Source organism: Streptomyces sp. yr375 (assembly GCF_900110755.1).
Classification (GTDB): domain Bacteria; phylum Actinomycetota; class Actinomycetes; order Streptomycetales; family Streptomycetaceae; genus Streptomyces.
In genome coordinates this window covers 49739-73799 of sequence record NZ_FOFF01000034.1, presented here as the reverse complement: position 1 = coordinate 73799, position 24061 = coordinate 49739, and the positions used below count along the sequence as shown (strand labels likewise).

General features: G+C 71.7%; 21 protein-coding genes. 10 read left to right on the top strand and 11 right to left on the bottom strand.

Going from position 1 to position 24061, the window contains the following annotated elements; all coding sequences use genetic code 11:
• Nucleotides 1-15: 15 nt before the first annotated feature.
• A complete protein-coding gene (locus BMZ82_RS27755; protein ID WP_093780142.1) occupies nt 16-1677 on the bottom strand; it encodes a threonine/serine exporter family protein in 1662 nt (553 codons plus the stop codon).
• Between the two features lie 116 nt (nt 1678-1793).
• Entirely contained in the window at nt 1794-2285 is a 492-nt protein-coding gene (locus BMZ82_RS27750; RefSeq protein ID WP_093780141.1) for an inorganic diphosphatase, read from the bottom strand.
• Between the two features lie 124 nt (nt 2286-2409).
• On the opposite strand from BMZ82_RS27750, the gene dacB reads away from it, so the two are divergent.
• The 6 genes from dacB (at nt 2410) to folE (ending at nt 10164) form a co-directional block, all read left to right on the top strand.
• On the top strand, nt 2410-4056 hold the full coding sequence (dacB, locus tag BMZ82_RS27745) for a D-alanyl-D-alanine carboxypeptidase/D-alanyl-D-alanine endopeptidase (RefSeq protein ID WP_093780140.1): 1647 nt from the start codon (nt 2410-2412) through the stop codon (nt 4054-4056).
• A gap of 130 nt (nt 4057-4186) precedes the next feature.
• Nucleotides 4187-5320 carry a zinc-dependent metalloprotease gene (locus BMZ82_RS27740; protein ID WP_093780139.1) on the top strand — a complete coding sequence of 378 codons (1134 nt, stop codon included), beginning with the start codon at nt 4187-4189 and terminating at the stop codon, nt 5318-5320.
• 194 nt (nt 5321-5514) lie between these two features.
• A complete protein-coding gene (gene tilS, locus BMZ82_RS27735; protein WP_093780138.1) occupies nt 5515-6546 on the top strand; it encodes a tRNA lysidine(34) synthetase TilS in 1032 nt (343 codons plus the stop codon).
• A gap of 73 nt (nt 6547-6619) precedes the next feature.
• Nucleotides 6620-7180 (top strand): hypoxanthine phosphoribosyltransferase, encoded by a 561-nt coding sequence (hpt, locus tag BMZ82_RS27730; RefSeq protein WP_093780137.1) that lies wholly within the window; start codon nt 6620-6622, stop codon nt 7178-7180.
• A 185-nt stretch (nt 7181-7365) separates the two neighbouring features.
• The gene (ftsH, locus tag BMZ82_RS27725; RefSeq protein ID WP_093780136.1) at nt 7366-9402 is read left to right on the top strand and encodes an ATP-dependent zinc metalloprotease FtsH; all 2037 of its coding nucleotides are present in this window, start codon (nt 7366-7368) and stop codon (nt 9400-9402) included.
• Between the two features lie 156 nt (nt 9403-9558).
• Entirely contained in the window at nt 9559-10164 is a 606-nt protein-coding gene (gene folE / locus BMZ82_RS27720; RefSeq protein ID WP_093780135.1) for a GTP cyclohydrolase I FolE, read from the top strand.
• A 48-nt stretch (nt 10165-10212) separates the two neighbouring features.
• Here the strand turns inward: folE and BMZ82_RS27715 are convergent, their stop codons facing one another.
• The 6 genes from BMZ82_RS27715 to BMZ82_RS27690 form a co-directional block, all read right to left on the bottom strand.
• Complete coding sequence (locus BMZ82_RS27715) at nt 10213-10698, bottom strand: DUF3180 domain-containing protein (RefSeq protein WP_093780134.1); 486 nt, start codon at nt 10696-10698, stop codon at nt 10213-10215.
• An 85-nt stretch (nt 10699-10783) separates the two neighbouring features.
• Nucleotides 10784-11395 carry a 2-amino-4-hydroxy-6-hydroxymethyldihydropteridine diphosphokinase gene (gene folK, locus BMZ82_RS27710; RefSeq protein ID WP_093780133.1) on the bottom strand — a complete coding sequence of 204 codons (612 nt, stop codon included), beginning with the start codon at nt 11393-11395 and terminating at the stop codon, nt 10784-10786.
• The gene (gene folB, locus BMZ82_RS27705) at nt 11392-11751 is read right to left on the bottom strand and encodes a dihydroneopterin aldolase (RefSeq protein WP_093780132.1); all 360 of its coding nucleotides are present in this window, start codon (nt 11749-11751) and stop codon (nt 11392-11394) included. The genes folK and folB overlap by 4 nt, the downstream gene beginning before the upstream one ends.
• Before the next feature lie 266 nt (nt 11752-12017).
• Nucleotides 12018-12539 carry a nuclear transport factor 2 family protein gene (locus BMZ82_RS27700; RefSeq protein WP_093780131.1) on the bottom strand — a complete coding sequence of 174 codons (522 nt, stop codon included), beginning with the start codon at nt 12537-12539 and terminating at the stop codon, nt 12018-12020.
• Nucleotides 12536-13528 carry a dihydropteroate synthase gene (gene folP, locus BMZ82_RS27695; protein WP_256252138.1) on the bottom strand — a complete coding sequence of 331 codons (993 nt, stop codon included), beginning with the start codon at nt 13526-13528 and terminating at the stop codon, nt 12536-12538. Before folP ends, BMZ82_RS27700 begins: the two co-directional genes overlap by 4 nt.
• 79 nt (nt 13529-13607) lie before the next feature.
• Nucleotides 13608-15419, bottom strand: a complete 1812-nt coding sequence (locus BMZ82_RS27690; protein ID WP_093780130.1) for a phosphatidylglycerol lysyltransferase domain-containing protein — start codon at nt 15417-15419, stop codon at nt 13608-13610.
• Nucleotides 15420-15654: 235 nt separating this feature from the next.
• On the opposite strand from BMZ82_RS27690, the gene BMZ82_RS27685 reads away from it, so the two are divergent.
• Both BMZ82_RS27685 and BMZ82_RS27680 read left to right on the top strand, forming a co-directional pair.
• Entirely contained in the window at nt 15655-16779 is a 1125-nt protein-coding gene (locus tag BMZ82_RS27685; RefSeq protein ID WP_093780129.1) for an alpha/beta hydrolase, read from the top strand.
• A gap of 165 nt (nt 16780-16944) precedes the next feature.
• Nucleotides 16945-18372, top strand: coding sequence for a hypothetical protein (locus tag BMZ82_RS27680; RefSeq protein WP_093780128.1), 1428 nt, complete (start codon nt 16945-16947; stop codon nt 18370-18372).
• A 32-nt stretch (nt 18373-18404) separates the two neighbouring features.
• On the opposite strand, the gene BMZ82_RS27675 is transcribed toward BMZ82_RS27680, so the two are convergent.
• Nucleotides 18405-19802 carry a PH domain-containing protein gene (locus BMZ82_RS27675; RefSeq protein ID WP_093780127.1) on the bottom strand — a complete coding sequence of 466 codons (1398 nt, stop codon included), beginning with the start codon at nt 19800-19802 and terminating at the stop codon, nt 18405-18407.
• The gene (locus BMZ82_RS27670) at nt 19799-20311 is read right to left on the bottom strand and encodes a PH domain-containing protein (RefSeq protein ID WP_093780126.1); all 513 of its coding nucleotides are present in this window, start codon (nt 20309-20311) and stop codon (nt 19799-19801) included. The genes BMZ82_RS27675 and BMZ82_RS27670 overlap by 4 nt, the downstream gene beginning before the upstream one ends.
• A 32-nt stretch (nt 20312-20343) precedes the next feature.
• Between BMZ82_RS27670 and BMZ82_RS27665 the strand changes: the two genes are divergently transcribed.
• Nucleotides 20344-21495: an NADH-quinone oxidoreductase subunit D gene (locus tag BMZ82_RS27665; protein WP_093780125.1), complete on the top strand. Its 1152-nt coding sequence runs from the start codon at nt 20344-20346 to the stop codon at nt 21493-21495.
• Nucleotides 21496-21561: 66 nt separating this feature from the next.
• Here the strand turns inward: BMZ82_RS27665 and BMZ82_RS27660 are convergent, their stop codons facing one another.
• Nucleotides 21562-22635 (bottom strand): SAM-dependent methyltransferase, encoded by a 1074-nt coding sequence (locus BMZ82_RS27660; RefSeq protein WP_093780124.1) that lies wholly within the window; start codon nt 22633-22635, stop codon nt 21562-21564.
• Between the two features lie 137 nt (nt 22636-22772).
• Between BMZ82_RS27660 and BMZ82_RS27655 the strand changes: the two genes are divergently transcribed.
• Nucleotides 22773-23978 (top strand): sensor histidine kinase, encoded by a 1206-nt coding sequence (locus BMZ82_RS27655; RefSeq protein WP_093780166.1) that lies wholly within the window; start codon nt 22773-22775, stop codon nt 23976-23978.
• Nucleotides 23979-24061: the final 83 nt, after the last annotated feature.

Below are 24061 nucleotides of genomic sequence, written 5' to 3'. Positions count from 1 at the left end.
GGCGCGGGGCATTGCTCAGAATCCTCGCGTCCGCTTGGCGGCCCGCCGCTTCTCGGCGGAGCCGATCCGCAGGAACAGCCGCGACACCTCGGAACCCAGGTTCACGCCGATGGCGATGGCCATGGCCAGCGCGGCGGCCTTGATGAGCGACACCAGCCCCGCGTCCACCTCGTTCTGCGCGATCGCCAGCAGCCCGAAATAGGTCGGCGAACCCGGCAACAGGGGCCCGATCGCGGCGGTCGTGTACGGCAGGGCGGAAGCGAAGCGGTACCGCGACAGCAACTGCCCGAACAGCCCCACCACCCCCGCCGCGACGGCCGTGGAGGCCACCGGCGAGATCTCCCCGGCGTAGTGCATCGCCCCGTACACCGACCAGGCCACACCGCCGTTCAGCGTCACGACCAGCACGGTGGAACGTTCCTGCTGGAGCAGCACCGCGAACGTCAGCGACACCAGCATCGACGCCCCGATCTGCCACAGCGGCCGCTTGGTGACGCCCAGGGCCGCGTCGGGGTTGAGATGCGCGCCGAGCTGCACACCGACGTAGAGCATCACCAGCACCCCGGCGACGATGCCCACGAACAAGTACATGACCTCCAACAGGCGCGCGGCGGCGGTGATGTAGAAGCCGGTCAGACCGTCCTGGACGCCCGCCACCAGCGCCCGCCCCGGCAGCAGCGCGAACAGCCCGCCGGTGATGACCGCGGACGCCTTCACATCGACGTCCGCCAGGGTCAGCGCGATGCCGATCCCGGCCGGCGGCATCGCGGCGACCAGGAACTGGTAGAACTCCGGCAGCCCGCGCCCCGCGCAGAGCCACGCCAGCCGGTCGCCGAGCATCGCGCCGAGCGCCGCCGCCACGAACACGACCAGGTCACCGCCGACCAGCACCGAGGCGGCGCCCGCGAGCAGCCCGCTCGCCGAGGTCAGCACCCACGTCGGGTACGGGTGCCGGTTGCGGCGCATCTCCGCGAGCCGCCGGTAGGCCTCCTCCAGGGAGAGGTGGCTCTCCGGGTCGCTCAGGTCGTCCACGAGCCGGAAAACGGCCGCCAGGCGCGTGTAGTCGGTGCCCCGGCGGCGCACCGTCCGGGACGCCGTCACCGGGTCCTCCACCAGGGACGGCTGGTACGAGATCGACAGCAGCGTGAAGGTGGCGGTCGGCTCGCAGCGGTCGAGCCCGTAGGAGCGGCAGACCGCGAACATCGCGGCCTCCACGTCCTCGGCGCCCTCCCCGCCCGCGAGCAGCAACTCGCCGATGCGCAGCGTCAGGTCGAGCACGCGCGGGACGGCGAGGCCGCCCTCCTCCGCCTTGGGGCGCGGCTCCGGCGCGGGCCGGTCGGCCACCGGCATCCGCAGCATCGTGCGCATCCGGTCCTGCCAGGGCAGATCCTTGATCAGGCTCACCACCGGCACGCCGTCGGCCGGGGTGAAGGCGGCCGGGGCCTCACGGGCGCTGTAGGTGCTCGGCAGGCTGAACGCCGACCCCTCGCCCTCCCCGGCGGCCTGCTGCCCCACGTCCAGGCCCTCCGGGACGGCGAACTCCGACGTGGTCTCCGGCTCACCGCCGGCCTTCGGTACGGCCAGCCCCGCCGGGAGCGCGAACTCCGACGTGATCTCGGGGTCGAAGGCGCTCTTCGCCTCGTCCGACTGCGGCTTGCGGTCCTCCGCCTCCGACACTCAGCAACGCTCCCTGAACGACACCTTCCGATTGGACCTCAGTATGCGCACAGACACGCGAAAGGGCCGCACGCGTACGCGTGCGGCCCTTCACACACCTCTACACGGCCTGAGCCTCAGTGGCCGCCCTCGTCCTTGAACCGCTTGTAGGACCGCTCGATCTCGGCCTCGGCGTCGGTACGGCCCACCCAGTCGGCGCCCTCGACGGACTTGCCGGGCTCCAGGTCCTTGTAGACCTCGAAGAAGTGCTGGATCTCCAGGCGGTCGAACTCCGACACGTGGTGGATGTCGCGCAGGTGCTCCACGCGCGGGTCGGTCGCCGGGACGCACAGCAGCTTGTCGTCGCCGCCGGCCTCGTCCGTCATCCGGAACATGCCGATCGCGCGGCACTTGATGAGACAGCCCGGGAAGGTCGGCTCGTCCAGGATGACCAGCGCGTCCAGCGGGTCGCCGTCCTCGCCGAGAGTGTTCTCGACGAATCCGTAGTCGGTCGGGTAGGCGGTCGAGGTGAAGAGTCGACGGTCCAGGCGGATCCGACCGGTCTCGTGGTCCACCTCGTACTTGTTCCGCGAACCCTTCGGGATCTCGATCGTGACGTCGAACTCCACCGGTGGCTCCTCCATGATCAACACATAGTTCTGGTGGTTAAGTGTCCCTCACGCAGCCGGGTGATCGCGAAAGGGGCTGGTGTTCGTGCCAGAGCTGAGGCCTTGGCGGGCCGCGAGACCGCACATGGTGCGGGCCGCGAACGCCGTACGACCGCGTCTGGCACGGGCCGCAGGGATCGTACGGCCTCGTCTCGCGCGCGTGAGCGCCGCCGCCGGGCCGCAGGTCGCACGGCTCACACAGGCGGCCAAGCCGCATCTCGCACGCGTCACGAAGCCGATGGCCGGGCGGAGCGCCAGGCCCTGGCAGTACACCGCGGGTGCGGCGACCGCCGGACTGGCGCTGGCCGCCGGTGTGGTGACCGCCGCCGGCCCCTGGGACTCCACCGGTCAGCGTACGGCGGAGCGGGACCGGGCAACCGCCCTGGAACGGAGGGGTGGCGCAGATCACGGCCGTGCGGACGATTCGTCCCCTACGTCCGCGGCCGACACGTCCGACACGTCCGACACGGCGGCCGGAGCGCCGCGGCCCGCCCCCAGCGCAGCGTCCGTCCTCGCGGGCCTCGGAGGCACCGTCAACGCCGTGAAGTCCGCCCCGGCCGCCCTCCCGACCGGCGCGGGCCTCACGGGCGTCCTGAAGCCCCTCCTGGGCGATCCCGCCCTCGGCACCGCGCGCACCGCCGCGGTCGTCGACGTGGCCACCGGCAAGCTGCTGTACGGCACCGGGGCCGACGAGGCGCTGACCCCGGCGTCCACCACCAAGATCGCCACCGCGGTCGCCGCGCTCTCCGCGATGGGCGCCGAACACCGCCTCACCACGCGCGCGGCGCTCGAGCCCGACACCAAGGAGCTCGTCCTCGTCGGCGGCGGCGACCCCACCCTCACGGCCCGCGCGGACGCCGACGGCTGGGCGAGCCTGCGCACCCTCGCCGCCTCAACCGCCGCCGCCCTGAAGAAGCGCGGCCTCACCCAGGTGACGCTCTCCTACGACACGACCCTGTTCGCCGGCGCGGAAGTTCACCCCATCGGGGTCAACCCCAACCTCGCCCCCGTCACCGCCCTGTCCGCCGACGAGGGCCGCACCGACGGCTCCACCAGCGGCCCGACGACCCGCGTGAGCGACCCGGCGGCCGACACGACCCGCGTGTTCGCGCAGTTCCTGAAGGCCGCCGGCATCACGACCACGGCTCCCGGCCCCTCCAAGGCCACCACGCGCGCGCAGAGCCTCGCCACGGTCTCCTCGCCCCCGCTGTCCGCCCTGGTCGAACGGATGCTCACCAACAGCGACAACGACATCGCCGAGGCCCTCGCCCGCCACACCGCCGTCGCGACCGGCGTCCGCGCCGACTTCGACGGCGCGGGCCGGGCCGTCCAGGCCCAGTTGAAGAAGCTCGGACTGCCCACGGCCGGCGTCCGGTTCAAGGACGGCAGCGGTCTCAACCGCGAGGACCGGCTCACGGCGAACCTGCTGACCGCCCTCCTGGTCAAGGCCGGCGACCCTGCCCGCCCCGACCTGCGCCCCGTCCTCACCGGCCTCCCGGTCGCCGGCTTCACCGGCACCCTCACCAGCCGCTACGCCGACGGCGCGGCCGGTGTCGTCCGCGCCAAGACCGGCACCCTGACCGGCGTGAACGCCCTCGCCGGCACGGTCGTCGACCAGGACGGCCGCCTCCTCGCGTTCGCCCTCCTGGCCGGCGGCACGACCGACCCGGCGGCCGCCCAGGCGGCGCTGGACCGGGCGGCCACGGCGCTCGCCGGCTGCGGCTGCCGCTGAGGGCCGCCGCACGCCACCCCCGAGCCGACCCCGAGGCACCCCCGAGCCGCTGTCGGCTCCGACCCTGACATCTCCCTGACCGGCCTCCGGCGGCCTGCCCCCGACGGCGCTGCTCACGTACGGTTGACGCATGACGAGCATCGGTGGTGCCGCTTCTTCGGGGATGGTCGACTGGAATCTCGCGGTGGCGACCGCGACCCGGCTCGTACGGCCGGGCCCCGAGGTGAGCCGTGACGAGGCCCGTGCCGTCGTCGCCGAACTGCGCCGACACGCCAAGGCCTCGGAGGAACACGTCCGGGGCTTCACTCGTATGGGCACGGCGGGCCTCCACGACACCCCGATCCTCGTGGTCGACCGCCCCGGCTGGGTGCGGGCCAACGTGGCGGGCTTCCGGGAGATCCTCAAACCCCTCCTCGACAAGATGCAGGAGCGGCGCGGCAACACCCCCGGCGGCGCGGTCCTCGGCGCCGTCGGCGGCAAGGTCACCGGCGTCGAACTCGGCATGCTGCTGTCGTTCCTGTCCTCCCGCGTCCTCGGCCAGTACGAGACGTTCGCCCCCGCCACCCGCGACCTGCCCGCCGGAGCGGGCGGCGGCGGCCGACTGCTGCTCGTCGCGCCGAACATCGTCCACGTGGAACGCGAACTCGACGTGCACCCCCACGACTTCCGCCTCTGGGTGTGCCTCCACGAGGAGACGCACCGCACCCAGTTCTCCGCCGTGCCCTGGCTGCGCGACCACCTGGAGGGCGAGATCCAGTCGTTCCTGGGCGAGACCGACGTCGACCCCATGACGTTCCTGGAGCGCGTCCGGGAAGCCGCCCAGTCCCTCGCCGGCGGCCGCCCCGAGGGCGAGGAGGACGACGGCGGGCGCTCCCTGGTGGAGCTCGTGCAGACGCCCGCGCAGCGCGACATCCTCGCCCGCCTCACCGCGGTGATGTCCCTCCTGGAGGGCCACGCCGACTTCGTCATGGACGGCGTAGGTCCCGAAGTCGTGTCGTCCGTCGCCGAGATCCGCGAGAAGTTCCAGCAGCGCCGCGCCAAGGGCGCCTCCCGCCTGGACATCGCCCTGCGCAAACTCCTCGGCCTGGACGCCAAACTCAAGCAGTACCGCGACGGCGAACGCTTCGTACGCTCCGTGGTCGACGAGGTCGGCATGGACGGCTTCAACCGCGTATGGACCTCCCCGAACACACTTCCGACCAAGGCCGAGATCGCCAAACCGGCGGACTGGGTCGCGCGGGTGCACCGCAAGGCCGAGTCGTGAACCCCCGGCAGAGGTGGTGAACATAAACCGGCCGACGGCAGTCGAACGCCCCTTCAATCACCCGTCCGAGGGACCGTGAGCCTCGGGTTGGCGTGCAATGCTCGGGGAACAGCCTGGTTCTGTCACCATCTACACACTCTGAGTGACCGAACTTCGCCCTCACCCCCGAAAAACTTCATGAAGGGAACCGGACAGTGGGTCCCCATCCTGCGGTCGCGGCGATACGCCTGGCGGTCCGCCGCGTACTTCACGACATCCTCAACGACCACACCCCCGAAGCGGGCTCGCCCGAGCGCCCGCCGTCGCCGCCGCTCGTGCTCGTGGCGTGCTCCGGCGGCGCCGACTCCATGGCGCTCGCCTCCGCCCTCGCCTTCGAATCCTCCCGGCTCGGCGTCCGCGCCGGCGGCGTCACCGTCGACCACGGCCTGCAGCCCGGCTCGGACCTGCGCGCCGAGGAAGTCGTCCTGCGGCTGCGCGGCCTCGGCCTCGACCCGGTCGAGTCCACCGCCGTGACCGTCGGCCGCGCGGGCGGACCCGAAGCCGCCGCCCGCGACGCGCGCTACAGCGCCCTGGACGCCGCGGCCGAACGCCACGGCGCCGCCGCGGTCCTGCTCGGCCACACCCGCGACGACCAGGCCGAGACCGTCCTGCTCGGCCTCGCCCGCGGCTCCGGCATCCGCTCCCTGTCCGGCATGGCCGCCGTCTCCGGGGGTCCGGGCGCCGCCCGCCGCTACCGCCGCCCCTTCCTCCAACTCGACCGGCAGACCGCCCGCAAGGCCTGCCTGGTCCAGTCCCTGCCCGTCTGGGACGACCCGCACAACGCGGACCCGGCCTACACCCGCTCCCGGCTGCGCCACGAGGGCCTGCCCGCCCTGGAGAAGGCCCTGGGCAAGGGCGTCGTCGAAGCCCTCGCCCGCACGGCCCAGCTCTCCCGCGACGACGCCGACGCCCTCGACGCCTGGGCCGGCCAGGCCGAGTCCGCCGTACGGGACGCGGCCGGTCTCCTGGAGTGCGCCAAGCTCTACGCCCTGCCGCCCGCCGTCCGCCGCCGGATCCTGCGCCGAGCGGCCATCGAGGCGGGCGCCCCGGCCGGTTCGCTCTTCGCCCGGCACATCGAGGAGGTCGACCGGCTGATCACCGGCTGGCGCGGCCAGGGAGTCATCAATCTCCCCGGCAAAGTCGTCGCCCAGCGCCAGGGTGGCAGACTGGTGATTCGGCAAGGCTGAATCCGGGCCCTCCGGCCAGGACCGCTTACGTGGTCGTGGGCGGTCCCGGTGGCCGGTGGGACAACCGAAAGTGATGCGGGTGGACGCGAAAGACATGGGCACCGACCTCAAAGAGGTGCTCATCACCAAGGAAGAGATCGACGCGAAGCTGGTCGAGCTGGCCGCGAAGATCGACGCGGAGTACGCGGGCAAGGACCTGCTCATCGTCGGCGTCCTCAAGGGCGCCGTGATGGTCATGGCCGACCTCGCCCGAGCGCTGTCCACCCCCGTCACCATGGACTGGATGGCCGTGTCGTCCTACGGCGCGGGCACCCAGTCCTCCGGTGTGGTGCGGATCCTCAAGGACCTCGACACCGACATCAAGGGCAAGCACGTCCTGATCGTCGAGGACATCATCGACTCCGGCCTGACCCTGTCCTGGCTGCTGTCCAACCTCGGCTCGCGCGAGCCCGCCTCCCTGAAGGTGTGCACGCTGCTGCGCAAGCCCGAGGCGGCGAAGGTCGCGATCGACGTCGAGTGGGTCGGCTTCGACATCCCCAACGAGTTCGTCGTCGGCTACGGTCTCGACTACGCCGAGAAGTACCGAAATCTCCCGTTCGTGGGTACGCTCGCGCCCCACGTCTACGGCGGCTGAACCCGAAGGGCCCAAGCCCCGTACGAAGATCGGGAACCTCGGGGGGCCTCCCGCCGTTGGAGCATGCAGACGGGTGCGCCAACTGTCCCGTGCGGCTTTGCGCGACAAAGCTGGGGTACCGTCAGAAGAACTGTCTTATCAAACTCACTATGGCAGGAGGGACGGGGCGACACCGCTCCGTATGGATGGACGTGAAGCGATACTTCCGTGGGCCGGTCATGTGGATCGTGCTGGCCGTCCTTGCCGTGGTCGTGTTGATGCAGGTCGTCGGCTCGTCCGGCGGCTACAAGACGGTGGACACAGGCCAGGTCATTGCAGCGATCAACGACAACAAGGTCGAGTCGGCCAAACTCACCACCGGTGACGAGCAGACCATCAAGGCCACGCTCAAAGACGGCACAAAGATCGATGGCAGCTCGAAGATCCAGGCGAGCTACATCGGCGACCAGGGCGTGACCATTGCCAACACGCTGCAGACCAAGTACCAGGACAAGCAGATCCCGGACGGCTACACGGTCTCTCCGACGAAGCAGAACGCCTTCGTCGGGATCCTGCTGTCCCTGCTCCCCTTCGTCCTCATCGTGGTCGTCTTCCTGTTCCTGATGAACCAGATGCAGGGCGGCGGCTCCCGAGTCATGAACTTCGGGAAGTCCAAGGCCAAGCTCATCACCAAGGACACCCCGAAGACGACGTTCGCCGACGTCGCCGGTTCGGACGAAGCCGTCGAGGAACTCCACGAGATCAAGGAGTTCCTCCAGGAACCGGCGAAGTTCCAGGCCGTCGGCGCCAAGATCCCCAAGGGCGTGCTCCTGTACGGGCCTCCCGGCACCGGCAAGACCCTGCTCGCGCGGGCCGTCGCCGGCGAGGCGGGCGTCCCCTTCTACTCGATCTCGGGTTCCGACTTCGTCGAGATGTTCGTCGGCGTCGGTGCCTCCCGAGTCCGTGACCTCTTCGAGCAGGCCAAGGCGAACGCCCCGGCGATCGTCTTCGTCGACGAGATCGACGCGGTCGGCCGCCACCGCGGCGCCGGCCTCGGCGGCGGTCACGACGAGCGCGAGCAGACGCTGAACCAACTGCTCGTCGAGATGGACGGCTTCGACGTGAAGGGCGGCGTGATCCTCATCGCCGCCACGAACCGGCCCGACATCCTCGACCCGGCTCTGCTGCGCCCCGGCCGCTTCGACCGTCAGATCGCGGTCGACCGCCCGGACATGCAGGGCCGTCTGGAGATCCTCAAGGTCCACCAGAAGGGCAAGCCGGTCGCGCCCGACGTCGACCTGTCCGCCGTCGCCCGCCGCACCCCCGGCTTCACGGGTGCCGATCTCTCCAACGTGCTGAACGAGGCCGCGCTGCTGACGGCCCGTTCGGACAAGAAGCTGATCGACAACCACAGCCTGGACGAGGCGATCGACCGTGTGGTCGCGGGCCCGCAGAAGCGGACCCGGATCATGTCGGACAAGGAAAAGAAGATCACCGCGTACCACGAGGGCGGCCACGCCCTGGTCGCGGCGGCCTCCCCGAACTCCGACCCGGTCCACAAGATCACCATCCTGTCCCGCGGCCGTGCGCTCGGTTACACGATGGTGCTCCCGGACGAGGACAAGTACTCCACCACGCGCAACGAGATGCTCGACCAACTGGCCTACATGCTGGGCGGCCGAGCGGCGGAGGAACTGGTCTTCCACGACCCGACCACGGGCGCCGCGAACGACATCGAGAAGGCCACGGCGACCGCGCGGGCGATGGTCACCCAGTACGGCATGACCGAGCGGCTGGGCGCGATCAAGTTCGGCGGCGACAACACCGAGCCGTTCCTCGGCCGTGAGATGGCTCACCAGCGCGACTACTCGGAAGAGGTCGCCGCGCTGGTGGACGAGGAAGTCAAGAAGCTCATCGAGAACGCGCACAACGAGGCCTGGGAGATCCTGGTCGAGAACCGCGACGTCCTCGACAACCTGGTGCTTCAGCTCCTCGAGAAGGAGACGCTGAACAAGGAGCAGATCGCCGAGGTCTTCTCCGCCATCGTCAAGCGCCCGGCCCGGCCCGCCTGGACCGGTTCCTCGCGGCGCACGCCGTCCACCCGTCCGCCGGTGCTCTCCCCCAGGGAGCTCGCACTGACGAACGGCGCCAACGGCGCGACGCCGGCGATCTCCACCGCCAAGTCCACGGTGGAGTCCGCCCCGGTGGCCGAGCCCGCCCCGGAGGACCGCCCCGAGAGCTGAACCGGCTCCCGGAAGCCCCACCAGGCCCGGAATGGATGCCGCGCCCCCCAGGATCTAGCCTGGGGGGCGCGGCATTTCGGTATGACCGGTTTTCGATGCCCGCAGCCGAGGCACGTGACCCACACGCGCGACCCCGCACAGGAACGAGGCACCAGAATGACCGACCCCGTGACACTGGACGGCGAGGGCTCCATCGGCGAGTTCGACGAGAAGCGCGCCGAGAACGCCGTACGCGAGCTCCTGATCGCGGTCGGCGAGGACCCGGACCGCGAGGGGCTGAAGGAGACTCCGGCGCGGGTGGCGCGGGCGTACCGGGAGATATTCGCGGGGCTGTGGCAGCAGCCGGAGGACGTGCTGACGACGACCTTCGACCTGGGGCACGACGAGATGGTGCTCGTGAAGGACATCGAGGTGTTCAGCACCTGTGAGCACCATCTCGTGCCGTTCAGGGGCGTCGCCCACGTCGGCTACATCCCGTCCGTCAGCGGGAAGATCACCGGCCTGTCCAAGCTGGCCCGGCTCGTGGACGTCTACGCGCGGCGTCCGCAGGTGCAGGAACGTCTCACCACGCAGATCGCGGACTCCCTGATGACGATCCTGGAGCCGCGCGGTGTGATCGTGGTCATCGAGTGCGAGCACATGTGCATGTCCATGCGGGGCATCCGCAAGCCCGGCGCCAAGACCATCACGTCGGCGGTGCGGGGGCAGTTGCGGGACGCGGCGACGCGCAACGAGGCGATGAGCCTGATCATGGCGCGCTGACGCCCGCCTGCACGCATGCGCACCCGCACCGCACGCGGGCGCACGGCGTCACGCGGTGGACGCCGCGCCCTTCTCGTGGTCGTCGTCCTCGGGGAGTCGGCAGACGCGTTCCAGGAAGATGGCCGCGGCTATGACCGCGATGCCGGCCAGGACCGAGAAGCCGGCGTAGATGGCCTGGTCGCGGCGGGCGGGGATGTCGAGGGACTCCAGGAGGAAGACGCCCGTGCCGCCGTACATGCCGGAGACCAGGGCGGCCACCAGGGCGCTGGCCTGGCCGAAGACGACCGCGCGGGCCGCCATCAGGGGATCGACGCCCTTGGCCTCGGGGCGGCGCTCGCGCTGGGCTTTGAGTCGGGCGCGCAGCGAGAGCGCGGTGGCCAGCAGGACCACGGCGATCAGGCCCAGGACGATGGGGGCGGCCAGCGGGACGCTGGGGAGGGTCCCGATCGAGTTCCAGAGGCGGGCGCCCGCCCAGGACAGGATCGCGGCGACGACGAACACGCCGGCCAGCACCCTAATGCGCAGCTCTTTCACGGTGTCCCTTCAGCTCCCCCGAGCCCGCGGGCGTGGACAGCGCGCGGGCAGTGGTCCTCGTGACCTTCCTTCATGACCTTAACGACTACTCGGGCAGGTGGAGTTCCAGGTCCTGGCGGGTTGCGATGCCCTCGCGGGTGACGGTGCCGAGGAGGTCGGCGACCGCGCCGCGGCCGGGGAGTTGGGCCTCGGGTTCCACGTCGTGCCAGGGGGCGAGAACGAAGGCGCGTTCGTGGGCGCGGGGGTGGGGGAGAGTGAGCTGCGGGTCGTCGTCGACGACGTCGGCGTACGCGACGATGTCGACGTCGAGGGTGCGCGCGCCCCAGCGCTCGTCCCGTACCCGGTGGAAGGCCTCCTCGACGGCGTGCGCCCGCTCCAGGAGCGAGGACGGCGGGAGGGTCGTCTTCAGCAGGACCACCGCGTTGAAGTACGACGGCTGGCTGCCGGGCTCGACGCCCCACGGCTCGGTCTCGTACACCGGGGAGACGGCCTTGACGCGGACGCCCGGGGTGTCCTCCAGGGCGTCGATGGCGCCCTGGAGGGTCTCCAGGCGGTTGCCGAGGTTGGCGCCGAGGGAGACCACGGCCCGCTGGGGGTTGTGCAGGGTGGTGTCGGCGGCGTCGACCTTCTCGACGACGGAGGCCGGTACCGGCTGGACGGTCGGGTCGCTCTGCCCGTCGGTGAAGAACGCGGTCATACTCGGCTCCGGGTGATGGTGACGGTCACGTCGTCGAAGGGGACCGTGATCGGCGCGTCCGGTTTGTGGACGCAGACCTCGACCTCCTGGACCCCTTCGTGCTTCAGGCAGGCCTGGGCGATGCGCTCGGCGAGCGTCTCGACGAGGTCGACGGGGTCGCCCTGGACGACGGCCACGACCTCCTCCGCGACGATGCCGTAGTGCACGGTTTTCGCCAGGTCGTCGTCGGCGGCGGCCGGTCGGGTGTCCAGGCCCATGACGAGGTCCACGATGAAGGTCTGGCCCTCCTCGCGTTCCTTGGGGAACACGCCGTGGTACCCGCGGGCCCTCAGGCCGCGCAGCGCGACACGATCCACGCGAATCACTCCTGCAATCGTCGGTTTCGGCCGGTGCGTACCGGGTGCGGACGGCATCCCGGCCTCGAACGAATCTACCTGCGAGCACTGACAGCGCCTGGCTCCGGCCGCGGTCGTTCGGGTCGGAGCCAGGAGTTTCACCGGGTGTTTCCCTTAGGGAACCCGGCGGCTCACGGGCTGGTAGCCGCCCCTACCCACGGTTCGTGATTCCAACCACTTCCCGTCGCTGTGGGCTTCCCGCGTGCTTCCTCGGGTCGCCTACCCGCTCAGGAGGGGGTGTCCTCGTCGTCGGGGTCCTCGGAGTCGTCCGGCTCGTCGTTTTCGGCCAGTACCGGGGAGGCGTGATGCGACCACAGTTTCCAGCCGTCGGGCGTGCGGCGGAACACGTTCGTGGCGACCACCAGTTGGCCGACGAGCGGCCCGAGCTCCTCGCCGGCCTCCGGCGCGGGGCCGCCGCTGAGGATGTTCTCGGTGCAGGTCACGAGGGCGGTGTCGCCGGTGACGGAGACATGCACGTCGGTGAGGAAGAACTGGATGTAGTCGGTGTTCGCCATGATCAGCGCGTACGACCTGAGGACCTCGCCGCGGCCGGTGAGCACGGGCCAGCCGGGGTGCACGCAGGAGATCACGCCGACGTCCGCGGGGTCGTGGTACGTCTCGTCCACGCCCAGGTCGGCCGGGGTGAGCCAGAGCGAGGACACGCCTTCGAAGTCGCCTTGTTCCAGCGCCTCGTAGAAGGCGGTGTTGGCGGCCTCGACCTGCTCGACGTCGGTGTGGGGGGCGGTCACCGGGCTCCTTCTGCGCCGTGCGGGGCGTGCGGGGCGCGTGCGGGGTGCGTGAGGGGTGCGCTGTGCGGGCCGGGTGCGCCGGGGCGCGTGTCCGGCGTGTCGAGGCGCGTGTCCGGCGCGTTTCCTGCCTCGCGCGCCTCTTCCACGGCGCGTGCGACCCGTACCGCGTCCGCCGTGGCGCGCACCTCGTGCACGCGGACCGCCCAGGCGCCGGCCTGTGCCGCGAGGGCGGAGACGGCGGCCGTGGCGGCGTCCCGCTCGCGCGCGGGTGGCGGCGGGCCTCCTGGGCCGGCCAGGACGTGGCCGAGGAACCGCTTGCGGGAGGCGGCGACGAGCACCGGGTGGCCCAGGGCGTGCAGCCGGTCGAGGTGGGCCAGCAGGGAGAGGTCGTGGTCGGCCTCCTTGGAGAAGCCGAGGCCCGGGTCGACGACGATGCGGTCCGGGGAGACACCGCCCGCCAGAACGGCGTCCACGCGCGCGTGCAGCTCGTCCATGACATCGGCGACGACGTCGGCGTAGACGCCCTTGACGTTGCCGCCGTCGAGGAAGCCGCGCCAGTGCATGACGACGAAGGGGGCGCCCGCGTCGGCCACGGCCGAGATCATCGCCGGGTCGGCGAGGCCGCCGCTGACGTCGTTGACGAGGGCGGCGCCGGCCGCGAGGGCCTGGGCGGCGACGGAGGCGCGCATCGTGTCGACGGAGACGACGACGCCCTCGGAGGCGAGGCCGCGGACGACGGGGACGACCCGGCGCAGCTCCTCGGCCTCGTCCACGCGGGTCGCGCCGGGGCGGGTGGACTCGCCTCCGACGTCGACCAGGTCCGCGCCCTCGGCGACGAGGTGGAGGCCGTGTTTGACGGCGGCCGTCGTGTCGAACCAGCGGCCGCCGTCGGAGAAGGAGTCGGGGGTCACGTTGACGACTCCCATGACCGCGCAGCGGTCCCATTCCGGAAGGCCGTCGACGCGCCCGCGTCCGCTCTGCTTGCTCATACGTTCAGCGTAGGCCCAGGAAGGAGCCGGGCCGTGGTGCGGCCCGGGCCCGAGTCCTGCGGGAACTCCATCGCCGGGACTACGCCGCCCGTACGTCGCGCTCCGCCACCGTGTGCGCACACGCGCGTGCCGCGCTGGTGCGGCGGCGCAGGAAGCGCGGCAGCGGGAGGGCGAGGTTGACGAAGCCCTCGGCCTGCATGGCGGCGAAGCCGATGCGGGGGAGGTCGCCGGAGGCCCGGTAGACGACGAAGCGGGGCTCCCAGCGCGGCTGGAACTTGGCGTTGAACTTGTACAGCGACTCGATCTGGAACCAGCGCGAGAGGAACACCAGCAGTCCGCGCCAGGCGCGCAGCACCGGGCCGGCGCCGATCTTCTCGCCACGGGCCAGCGCCGAGCGGAACATGGCGAAGTTCAGCGACACGCGCGCGATGCCGAACTTCGGGGCGGCCTGGAGGGCGGCGACGATCAGCAGTTCGTTCATGCCCGGGTCGGCCGAGCGGTCGCGGCGCATCAGGTCCAGGGAGGCGCCGTCCGTGCCCCAGGGCACGAAGTGCAGGATCGCCTTCAGGTCGCCGTACTCGCCGGGGACCTCGTCCGTCTTGTGGGCGGTGGCGATGAGGCAGTCGCCGTCGGCGGCGTCGCCGACGCGGCCGAGGGCCATCGAGAAGCCGCGCTCGGTGTCGGTGCCGCGCCAGTCCTCCGCGGCCTGCCGGATGCGGGCCAGTTCGGCTTCGCCGAGGTCACCCACGCGCCGTACCCGGGTCTCGTAACCGGCGCGTTCGATGCGCTTGACCATCTGGCGCACGTTGCGCATCGCGCGGCCGGCCAGGGAGAAATCCGCCACGTCCACCACCGCCTCGTCGCCCAGTTCGAGGGCGTCCAGGCCGGTCTCGCGGGTCCAGACCTCGCCGCCCGTCTCCGAGCAGCCCATGACGGCGGGCGTCCAGGAGTGGGCCTTCGCCTCGTCCATGAAGCGCTCGATGGCGCCGGGCCAGGCCTCGACGTCGCCGATGGGGTCGCCGCTGGCGAGCATCACGCCGGAGACGACACGGTAGGTCACCGCCGCCTTGCCGCTGGGGGAGAAGACGACGGCCTTGTCGCGGCGCAGCGCGAAGTGGCCCAGGGAGTCGCGCCGGCCGTGCTTCGCCAGCAGGGCGCGCAGCCGGCTCTCGTCCTCCTCGGTGAGGCGGGCGGCCGGGTGCTCGGGGCGGAACGCGAGGTAGATCGTCGTCACCGCGGTGATCCAGCCCAGGGCGCCCAGGGAGAAGGCGACGGTCCAGGAGGTGTTGCCCTGGTAGGCGACCGGGCCCTCGAAGCCGAAGAGGCCGTACAGGACGTGCGTCAGGCGATCGGCCAGGCTCGGGTCGCCGATCAGGCGGTTGGAGTGGACGCTGACGATGACCAGCCCCAAGCCGAGGGAGCCGGCGCCCATGAGGACGAAGTTGGCGAGCGCGCGCCAGCGGCTGCGCGGGTCGGGCAGCGCCGCGAACTGGTCGCGGTGCACCAGCAGCGGCACCAGGAGCGCGACCGAGATCAGCGCGCCCACGATCGAGTGCCGGTACCCGAACTGTGCGACCGCGCCCGCCGGGAGCAGTACTACCGCTGCCCGCCACGCGCGCCGCTTGCTGCGCTTGAGGCCGTGGGCGAGCAGCAGCAGCAGGATGCCCGCGCTGAGGGACAGTGCCGCCGCGAACGGCCCGAAGGAGCCGGGCAGCACCTCGGCGACGGTGTGCATACGGCTGTGCCTGAACCGCGGGAAGACCCCCGCGGCCACGTCCAGCAGGCCCACGAGGGCACATGCTCTGCCAACGAGGGCGGGTACGGACTCGGGGCGCGGACCTCGCACGATCTGCCGCACCCGGCTTGATCGGCGCGGAACCCCGCCCGACATTTCCCCATCTTCCGTGACAGACATCGCATCCCGTAGTTCCGCGAGAGACCTTGAACCCGGCGCCTATTCGGGCATCCGGCGACATTGCGCCCTCTAGGACGGTGTCTTGGGCTGAGAGGTTCACTCATTTCCTCAAAGCCAGTGGAAAGGCCAAGGAAAGTTCGGGACAAGCCCTCGCGAAGGAGCCGGGGGAGCGGGCTCGTTCCCGGACGGAGAGCAGGCAGGAAACCACCGCATGGGTCTCACGAGCAACAAAGTGCTGCTGCTATCAGTGCTCTTCGCCCTACTGCTGTTCGTCGGCACGGTGTGGCTGTGGCCGCGCCTGGCCCGGCGCGGCTGGCGTGCCGTCAGCGGGCGCGTCGGCCTGCTGCTCGCCACCCAGTTGGCGCTGTTCGCGTCGGTGGGCCTCTCCGCCAACCAGGCCTTCGGCTTCTACGCCAGTTGGGCGGACCTGTTCGGCAAGGAGACCGACCCCGGGGTGGTCGTCGACCACGCGGCGGGCGGTGGCCCGGCGGGACCGCTTCAGGTGGTCGACGAGCGGCGCGTGGACGGCGGCAGCGGGCGCCCGCAGTTCGGCGGGCAGGTCCAGAAGGTCTCCATCAGCGGACGTACGACGCACATCGTCACGCCCGCGTTCGTGTACCTGCCGCCGGAGTACTTCGACCCGGCGTACCGCACGCGTACGTTCCCCGCCGCCGTAGTCCTCACGGGGTACCCCGGCACGGCAGAGGCGCTCGTGGACAAGTTGCACTACCCGGGCACCGCGCGGCAGCTCGCCAAGAACGGGCACATGCAGCCGATGATCCTGGTGATGTTGCGGCCGACGGTGGCGCCGCCGCGCGACACGGAGTGCGTGGACATCCCCGGCGGGCCGCAGACCGAGTCGTTCTTCGCGAAGGACCTGCCGGACGCGGTGACGGCCCACTACAGGGTCGGCAAGAAGCCCGGGAGCTGGGGCATCATCGGCGACTCCACGGGCGGCTACTGCGCCCTGAAGCTGGCGATGCACCACCCGGAGGTCTACGCGGCCGGCGCGGGCCTGTCGGCGTACTACAAGGCGCCGATCGACCCGACCACCGGTGACCTCTTCCACGGGAACAAGAACCTCCGCAACGAGGCGGATTTGCTCTGGTATCTGAAGAATCGTTCCGCTCCGAACACCTCGCTGCTCGTCACCAGCAGCAAGGTCGGTGAATCCAACTACAAGGCCACGACGAAGTTCATAGCGCTGGCGAAGAGCACGGGCCGGACGCGGATCTCGTCGATCATCCTGGATAGCGGCGGGCACAACTTCAATACCTGGCGGCGGGAGATCCCGCCGACCCTGGAGTGGATCAGCGGGCGGCTGAGTGACCGGTGACGTCGCTGTTCGACGCTCCGCGGCGGCGCCAGGCCGGAAATGATCTTGCTTCCCGTCGAATTCAAGGGCAGCTCTGATTGGTGATCCCCTGTGAAGACTTCGGTATGGCTGTGTTTTTGCGGGGCGGGGCGCCAACATTCGCCTACGCGCGGTAAGTTTCTGGCCATGCCACGTGGACGTCACCGCCATTCCCCGCCTTTGCACAGGCTGCTGCCTCCCTCGGCGATCGCAGGCGTGTCCCTTGTCTGCGCCTTCGGCCCCTGGGTGTTCACGGAGCCGATGGCGCTCCGAGGCCTGGCCGCCGCGGCCGCGGCGACGGCGATCGTCGGCGCGGTCGTGATGCGGCACTGGGACATCCAGGCCGGCAAGCGCGTCGCCGACCTCACGCGCGCGCGTGCCGGTGACGAATGGCGCTACGAGGAACGCGTCGCCGAGTTGGAGAGCGACCTCGACGAATCGCGGGAACTGCGCGGCAAGCTGGAGCAGCGGCTGCGGTCCAAGCGCACCGAACTGGCCGGCCTGCGCAACGAGCACGCCGCGCTGCTGCGCCGCTACGCCACCGCGGAGACCGAGCGGGCCAGCGCCCTGGAGGGCCGCCGTCTCCTCGAGATAGAAGCGGCGCCTTCGCCGGCGCTGCCTGCCGCGCGTGCGGCGGGGGATGCCGGGTCGACCAAGTCGGCCGGGTCGACGGGTGCGGTCGCCAAGCGGGCGATCGAAGCCGGTGCGAGCTCGGACGCCGTCCAGGCGAAGGCCGTCGAGGCGGAGGCCGAAGCCGAGGAGACGGTGGAATCGGCGGAGTCGGCCGAGGCTGAGCCGAGGGTTCCGGCGGCCTTCTCCCCTGAGGGGTCACAACTGTTCCTGCGGGCACAGGCGGCCCTGGCCCGCTTCGAGACCGACGGCGGCAAGGCCGCGAAGAGCGACGGCCCGGCCGAGAAGCAGTCCGCACAGGCGACTTCCGTAGACGTCGGTGCCACTGCCGGCGGCGACACGGAGGCCGCGCAGGAGGACGAGGCGCAGGGGAAGCCCGAGGCGGCCGCCGAGCACACGCGCGCGGCCGCCCTGAACCTGGCTGACGAGAACGGGAACGAGAACGGGAACGAGAACGGGACGACGGCCGAGGCTGCGGTCGCCGTCGCGGAGCAGGACGTCCCGCAAGAGGCCACTGCCCAGGCGAGCGACGCGGATGACGCGAGCGACATCGCCCCCGCCCCCGCCCTCGCTTCCGAGGTCGGCGCCGCGCTCGTCCGCCGTCCCGCCGCTCCCGTGCAGCGTCCCTCCGGCCACTTCGCCGTGCCGACCGCCGTGGCCGTCGTACCGGCCGCCGAGCCCGTACGGCGTCGGACGGCCGAGGGCGGGTTCGACTTCTTCGGTACGCAGAGCGAGTCGGCGCACGACGCGCTCGCGGCGGTGCAGAACGAGGACCTCGCCGACGTCGTCGGTCAGGAGGCCCTCGCGCTGCACAAGGCCGAGTCCGAGGCGCAGTTCAAGCCGGTGGACGAGGCATCGCGCGCAGTGGGCCAGGTCATCGACCTGACCGCCCACGACGAGACCGAGCAGATCGACCTCAAGAGCCTGCGCAGCGCCGTCTCCTGACACCGTCTCCTGAGACCGCTCCCGGCGGGGGCCTACGCCATCCAGCGGTCGGGCCGGGCGTCGCGGCGTCCGGTCCGTGACCGCTCGGCCTGGCCGAGGAGCAGCTCCGCGGCCTCCTGTGCGTCCCGCAGCCGGGCTGTGACGGTCTTGTCGGCCCCCGTGTCCACATGGACCTCCGCGAGGCCCCAGAGGCGCTGCCAGGGCCCTTGTCGCAGCCGCACGCTCTGTACCTTCGCGTGCGGCACGAGCGTGAGGTGGCGGCGCAGCAGTCCGTGCCGGGCGGCGAACACGGTGTCCGTGACGGCGATCCCGTAGCCCCGCCACCACACCGGCACGCACCGCCCGGCCCGGCGCGGCGGGCGCGACAGCGAGGCCTCGGCCGGGACGCTCACCCCGGGCAGCACGCGCGCGATGACGGCCTCCGCGGCCTCGCGCGGGGCGACCGGCACGAGCACGGAGTTGGCCGAGCCGGCCACGTCCAGTTCGACGCGCACCCAGCCGAGCCGCCGCCATAGCAGCGGCCTGACGATCCGTACGGTCTGGACGCGTCCGGGCGGGACCGTCTCGTGAGTACGGTCCAGCAGCCCGTGGTCGATGCGCAGCCCGTCCGGCGACTCGCCGACCGTCCAGTCGTACTCGCCGACGAACCGTCCCACGCTGCTCGCGCCCGCCGCGCCGAGCAGCGGCACGCCGGTCGCCAGGACCGTCCACACGCTGTGGGTGGTCAGCCACAGCACCGGCGGCACGACGAGCGCGGCGGCGAGCGCGCCCCAGGTCGCGCCGGTCAGGGCCAGCGCGATCGCCAGCTTGCGCGCCGGCACGCGGAGCAGCTCGCGCGCGGGCGCCTCGCCCACTTCGTGCGCCGTCTCCGGGGCGAAACCGGCGGCCCGCGCGAGCAGCTCCGCCCGCAGTACGCGGGCCTCTTCCGCGCCCAGGAAGGCGAGTTCGTCCTTCTTCTCGGCGCCGACCACGTCGAGCCGGAGCTTCGCGACGCCCGCGACCCGCGCGAGCAGCGGCTGACTGACGTCGATCGCCTGGATGCGCTCCAGCCGGATGTGCGCGGTGCGCTTGAACAACAGGCCGGTCCGGATGCGCAGTTCGCTGTCCGTTACCGCGAAGTGGGTGAACCACCAGGTCAGAAAGCCGTAGAGGGAGGCGGCGGGGACGAGGACGGCGAGCGCGATCAGCAGCGTCGTGGTGGTCAGCCGGGTCAACTGCGCCTGCGCCTGGTCCGGGTCGTGCACCGCCCACCCGGCGAGGACCGCGATCGGTGCCCACGCCCGCCGGAACGGCGTGACGGGGTGCAGCCGACGCTCGGTGAGCCCGCTGGCCTCACCGGCCCCGGTGACCTCAGCGGCCGTGGTGGCCCCGGTGGCCTTGGTGACGGGCAGCTCTGGCGGTACGCCGTCCTCGACGCCCGGCGTTGTCACAGCCCCGCCGATCGGGCCTGGCCGAGCTCCGTGAGCCGGTCGCGCAGCCGTTCCGCCTCGGCCGGGTCCAGGCCCGGGATGGCCGCGTCGGTCGCGGCGGCCGCCGTGTGCAGTTGGACGCTGGCCAGCCCGAAGTGCCGCTCGACGGGACCGGAGGTGACCTCCACGAGCTGCATGCGTCCGTACGGCACCACGGTCTCCTCGCGCCACAGCACACCCCGGCTGATCAGCAGGTCGTCGGCCCGCTCGGCGTACCGCCAGGAGCGCCAGTTGCGGCCGAGCAGCACCCAGCCCCAGCCGATGCCGGCCAGCGGCAGCAGGGCGAACGCCGCCCACGCGGGGCCGACGAGCAGGCCGAGCGGCAGCCCGGTGCCGACGGCCGCCAGCCCCAGCCACACCACCAGCAACAGCCGCCGCATCCGCAGCAGTCCCGGCGGCAGTCCGGTCCACACCGGTCCGGCCGGTCCGCTGTCCGTCGTCTCCACGCCCCCAGGGCTCCCCGTTTCCATCCGGCCAGGGTACGTAGGGGAGACTGGTGCGCATGACTCCTATGACGGAGACCACGGTCGGGATCGGCGGTGCCGCGGAGAGCACCGACATGGTGCTCAACATCGGCCCCCAGCATCCCTCCACGCACGGTGTGCTGCGGCTGCGGCTGGTGCTGGACGGCGAGCGCATCCGGCACGCAGAGCCCGTGATCGGTTACATGCACCGCGGCGCGGAGAAGCTGTTCGAGGCGCGCGACTACCGGCAGATCATCATGCTGGCCAACCGGCACGACTGGCTGTCGGCGTTCTCGAACGAGCTGGGCGTGGTCCTCGCGGTGGAGCGGATGCTCGGCATGGAGGTGCCCCCGCGCGCGGTGTGGACCCGCACGCTGCTCGCCGAGCTGAACCGGGTGCTGAACCACCTGATGTTCCTGGGGTCGTATCCGCTGGAGCTGGGCGGCATCACACCGGTCTTCCACGCCTTCCGCGAGCGCGAGGTGCTCCAGAACGTCATGGAGGAGGCCTCCGGCGGGCGCATGCACTACATGTTCAACCGCGTGGGCGGCCTCAAGGAGGATCTGCCGGCCGGCTGGGCCTCACGCGCGCGTGGCGCTGTCGCCGCCGTGCGGTCCCGTATGGACGTCTTCGACGACCTCGTGCTCGGCAACGAGATCTTCCGGGGGCGCACGCGCGATGTGGGCGTCCTCGCGCCGGAGCACGTGCACGCGTACGGCGTGAGCGGGCCCGTCGCGCGCGCCTCGGGCGTCGACTTCGACCTGCGCCGCGACGAGCCCTACCTCGCCTACGGGGAGCTGCACGACACTCTCAAGGTGGTGCACCGGACCGAGGGCGACTGCCTCGCGCGCTTCGAGTGCCTCCTGGAGCAGACGCACAACTCGCTCGACCTCGCGGACGCCTGCCTGGACCGGCTCGCCGACCTTCCGCCCGGCCCGATCAACCAGCGGCTCCCGAAGGTCCTCAAGGCCCCCGAGGGGCACACGTACGCGTGGACCGAGAACCCCCTCGGCATCAACGGCTACTACCTCGTCAGCAAGGGCGAGAAGACCCCGTACCGGCTGAAGCTGCGCTCGGCGTCGTACAACAACATCCAGGCGCTCACCGAACTGCTGCCGGGCACACTGGTCGCGGACATGGTGGCGATCCTGGGGTCGATGTTCTTCGTGGTGGGAGACATCGACAAGTAGGGCAACCAGGGGCTGCTCGGGCCCGCCTTATAGGAGTAAGTCCGCCCCTATAGAAGCGGGTCCGCCCTATGGGAGTGGGTCCGGAATTCCAACCGACTGGAGCAGCCACCCGAAGTCTCCCAGGCCGCCCGGCGCGGTGAGTTCGGCGGCCTCTCCGGCGCTCGCGAGGGCGCGCACGTACGCGGCGGGGTCCGTGGAGGCGAGCGCGAGCGGGGGGCGTGCGCCGGTGATGCCCAGGGCGCGCAGCGCGGCGCGTTGGGTGAGCAGGCGGGTGCGGGAGCCCCTCGCGCCCTCCCTCTCCCTCTCCCTCTTCCCGGCCTCCGCGCACGCGTCCAGCGCCACGTGGGCGGTGATGTCGCAGGTACCGTCCGGCACGGGCGTCGTCTCACGGCCGTTCCGGAAGCCGGTGAGCGTCCCGAACGGGGGGCGGGCGTCCGCCGCGTGCGCGTAGTCCACGGCCACCGCGAGTCCCCGTACGACGCAGGCGACGGCGGACGCCCACGCCGTGTCCCGGGGCAGCCCGATCTCCGCCCGCAGGCCCTCCTCGCCCGTCGGCGGCCACCACTGGGCGAGCCACTCCGCCTCCGCGCCGGACACCGGTTCCCCGAGGCGCTCGACCCCGTCGTCCCGGACGAGCACCAGCCGCGCCACCCCTGCGGAGTCGACCTCCGCGACCTCCACGGGCACGTTGTCCAGCCACTCGTTGGCGAAGAGCAGCCCGGTGACCTGCCCCGGGGGCTCGGACAGCCACTCGATCCGGTGGGCGAGGCCCTCGGGGCGGCCGGCGACTTCGACGGCGTACGCGCGCGTGCGTGCGGCCACGTCGGCGGGGAGCGCGGCCAGCACCCCGGTGACCAGTTCGCCCCGGCCGGCGGCCATGTCGACGAAGTCGAGCGACGCGGGACGGCCCAGTGCCTCGTCGACCCGGCACAGCAGCCGGGCCACCGCCCCGGCGAAGAGCGGCGAGGCGTGCACCGACGTACGGAAGTGCCCGGCCGGGCCCTCGGGCCGCCGGTAGAAGCCGCCCGTGCCGCCGGTTCCGGCGGTATCGCCCATGCCGCTCGTGCCGTAGAGCGCGGCCTGCGTCGCCGCCCGCCAGCCGCGCCACTCGCCCGGGCCGCCTGTCACCTCGTCCACCATCCGGTCAGATCGTCCGCCACCCGGCCAGACTAGGCGTACAGGTGATCACGGCATCCACCTTGCGGAGTACGCGCGCCCGGACCGGATCGGCCCTCCGGTTGACCCGGCACACATCCGGCTTCCCTACGCTGGGTTACGTGCAGCGTCTCTATGACTTCCTCCGCAGAAACCCGACCGGGGTGGACGGCTTCTGGGCCCTCGTCCTGTTCGGGATCTCTGTCCTGGCCGGAACCTCCGGCCAGGAACAGCGCGGGGGCACCGACTCCATGGCGCTGTACGTGCCCGTCGTGTTCCTGCTGTGCCTGGTGATCGCGCTGCGCCGGCGCATGCCGGAGAAGATGCTGCTGCTGGGTGCCGCCCTGGGGCTGGCGCAGCTCGTCCTGGACGTCGCGACGACGGTTGCCGACTTCGCCCTGCTGGTGATCGTGTACACGGTCGCCGCGACCGGTGCCCGCTGGGCCTCCCGGCTGGCGCTCGGCATGGGCCTGTGCGCGGCGACCGTCGCCCAACTGCGCTGGCCGCACGAGGACTCGAGCGTGCCGGCCGGTGTCGCGACGGTCGTCTTCCTGACGGTGCCGTTCGCCCTCGCCTGGGTGCTCGGCGACTCCGTGCGCACCCGTAGGGCGTACTTCGCCCAGTTGGAGGAGCGCGCGGCCCGTCTGGAGAAGGAGCGCGAGGCGCAGGCGAAGGTCGCGGTCGCCGCCGAGCGCGCCCGTATCGCGCGCGAGCTGCACGACGTCGTCGCGCACAACGTGTCGGTGATGGTGGTGCAGGCCGACGGCGCCGCCTACGTCCTCGACGCCGCGCCCGACCAGGCGAAGAAGGCCCTGGAGACGATCTCCTCCACCGGCCGCCAGGCCCTCGCCGAGATGCGCCGCCTGCTGGGCGTGCTGCGCACCGGCGAGCACCAGGAGGGCGGTGAGTACGTGCCGCAGCCGGACGTCGAGCAGATCGAGGACCTCGTCGAGCAGTGCCGCGGTTCGGGCCTGCCGGTGGACTTCAAGGTCGAGGGCACCGCCCGGCCGCTGCCCAGCGGCGTCGAGCTGACGGCGTACCGCATCGTCCAGGAGGCGCTGACGAACACGCGCAAGCACGGCGGCCCGAACGCGGGCGCGAGCGTGCGCCTGGTCTACTTCGACGACGGCCTCGGCCTGCTCGTCGAGGACGACGGCAAGGGCGCCCCGCACGAGCTGTACGAGGAGGGCGGCGCCGACGGCGCGGGCCACGGCCTGATCGGCATGCGTGAGCGGGTCGGCATGGTGGGCGGCACCCTGGACGCGGGCCCGCGGCCCGGCGGAGGATTCCGCATCAGCGCCCTGCTCCCGCTCAAACCCGCGCATTGACGCCGACGCACGCCCCCTGTTGACACCTGTCACGCCCCTCCCGCATAGCGAAGATCCCCGAGAAGACCCCCGGCAAGACCCAC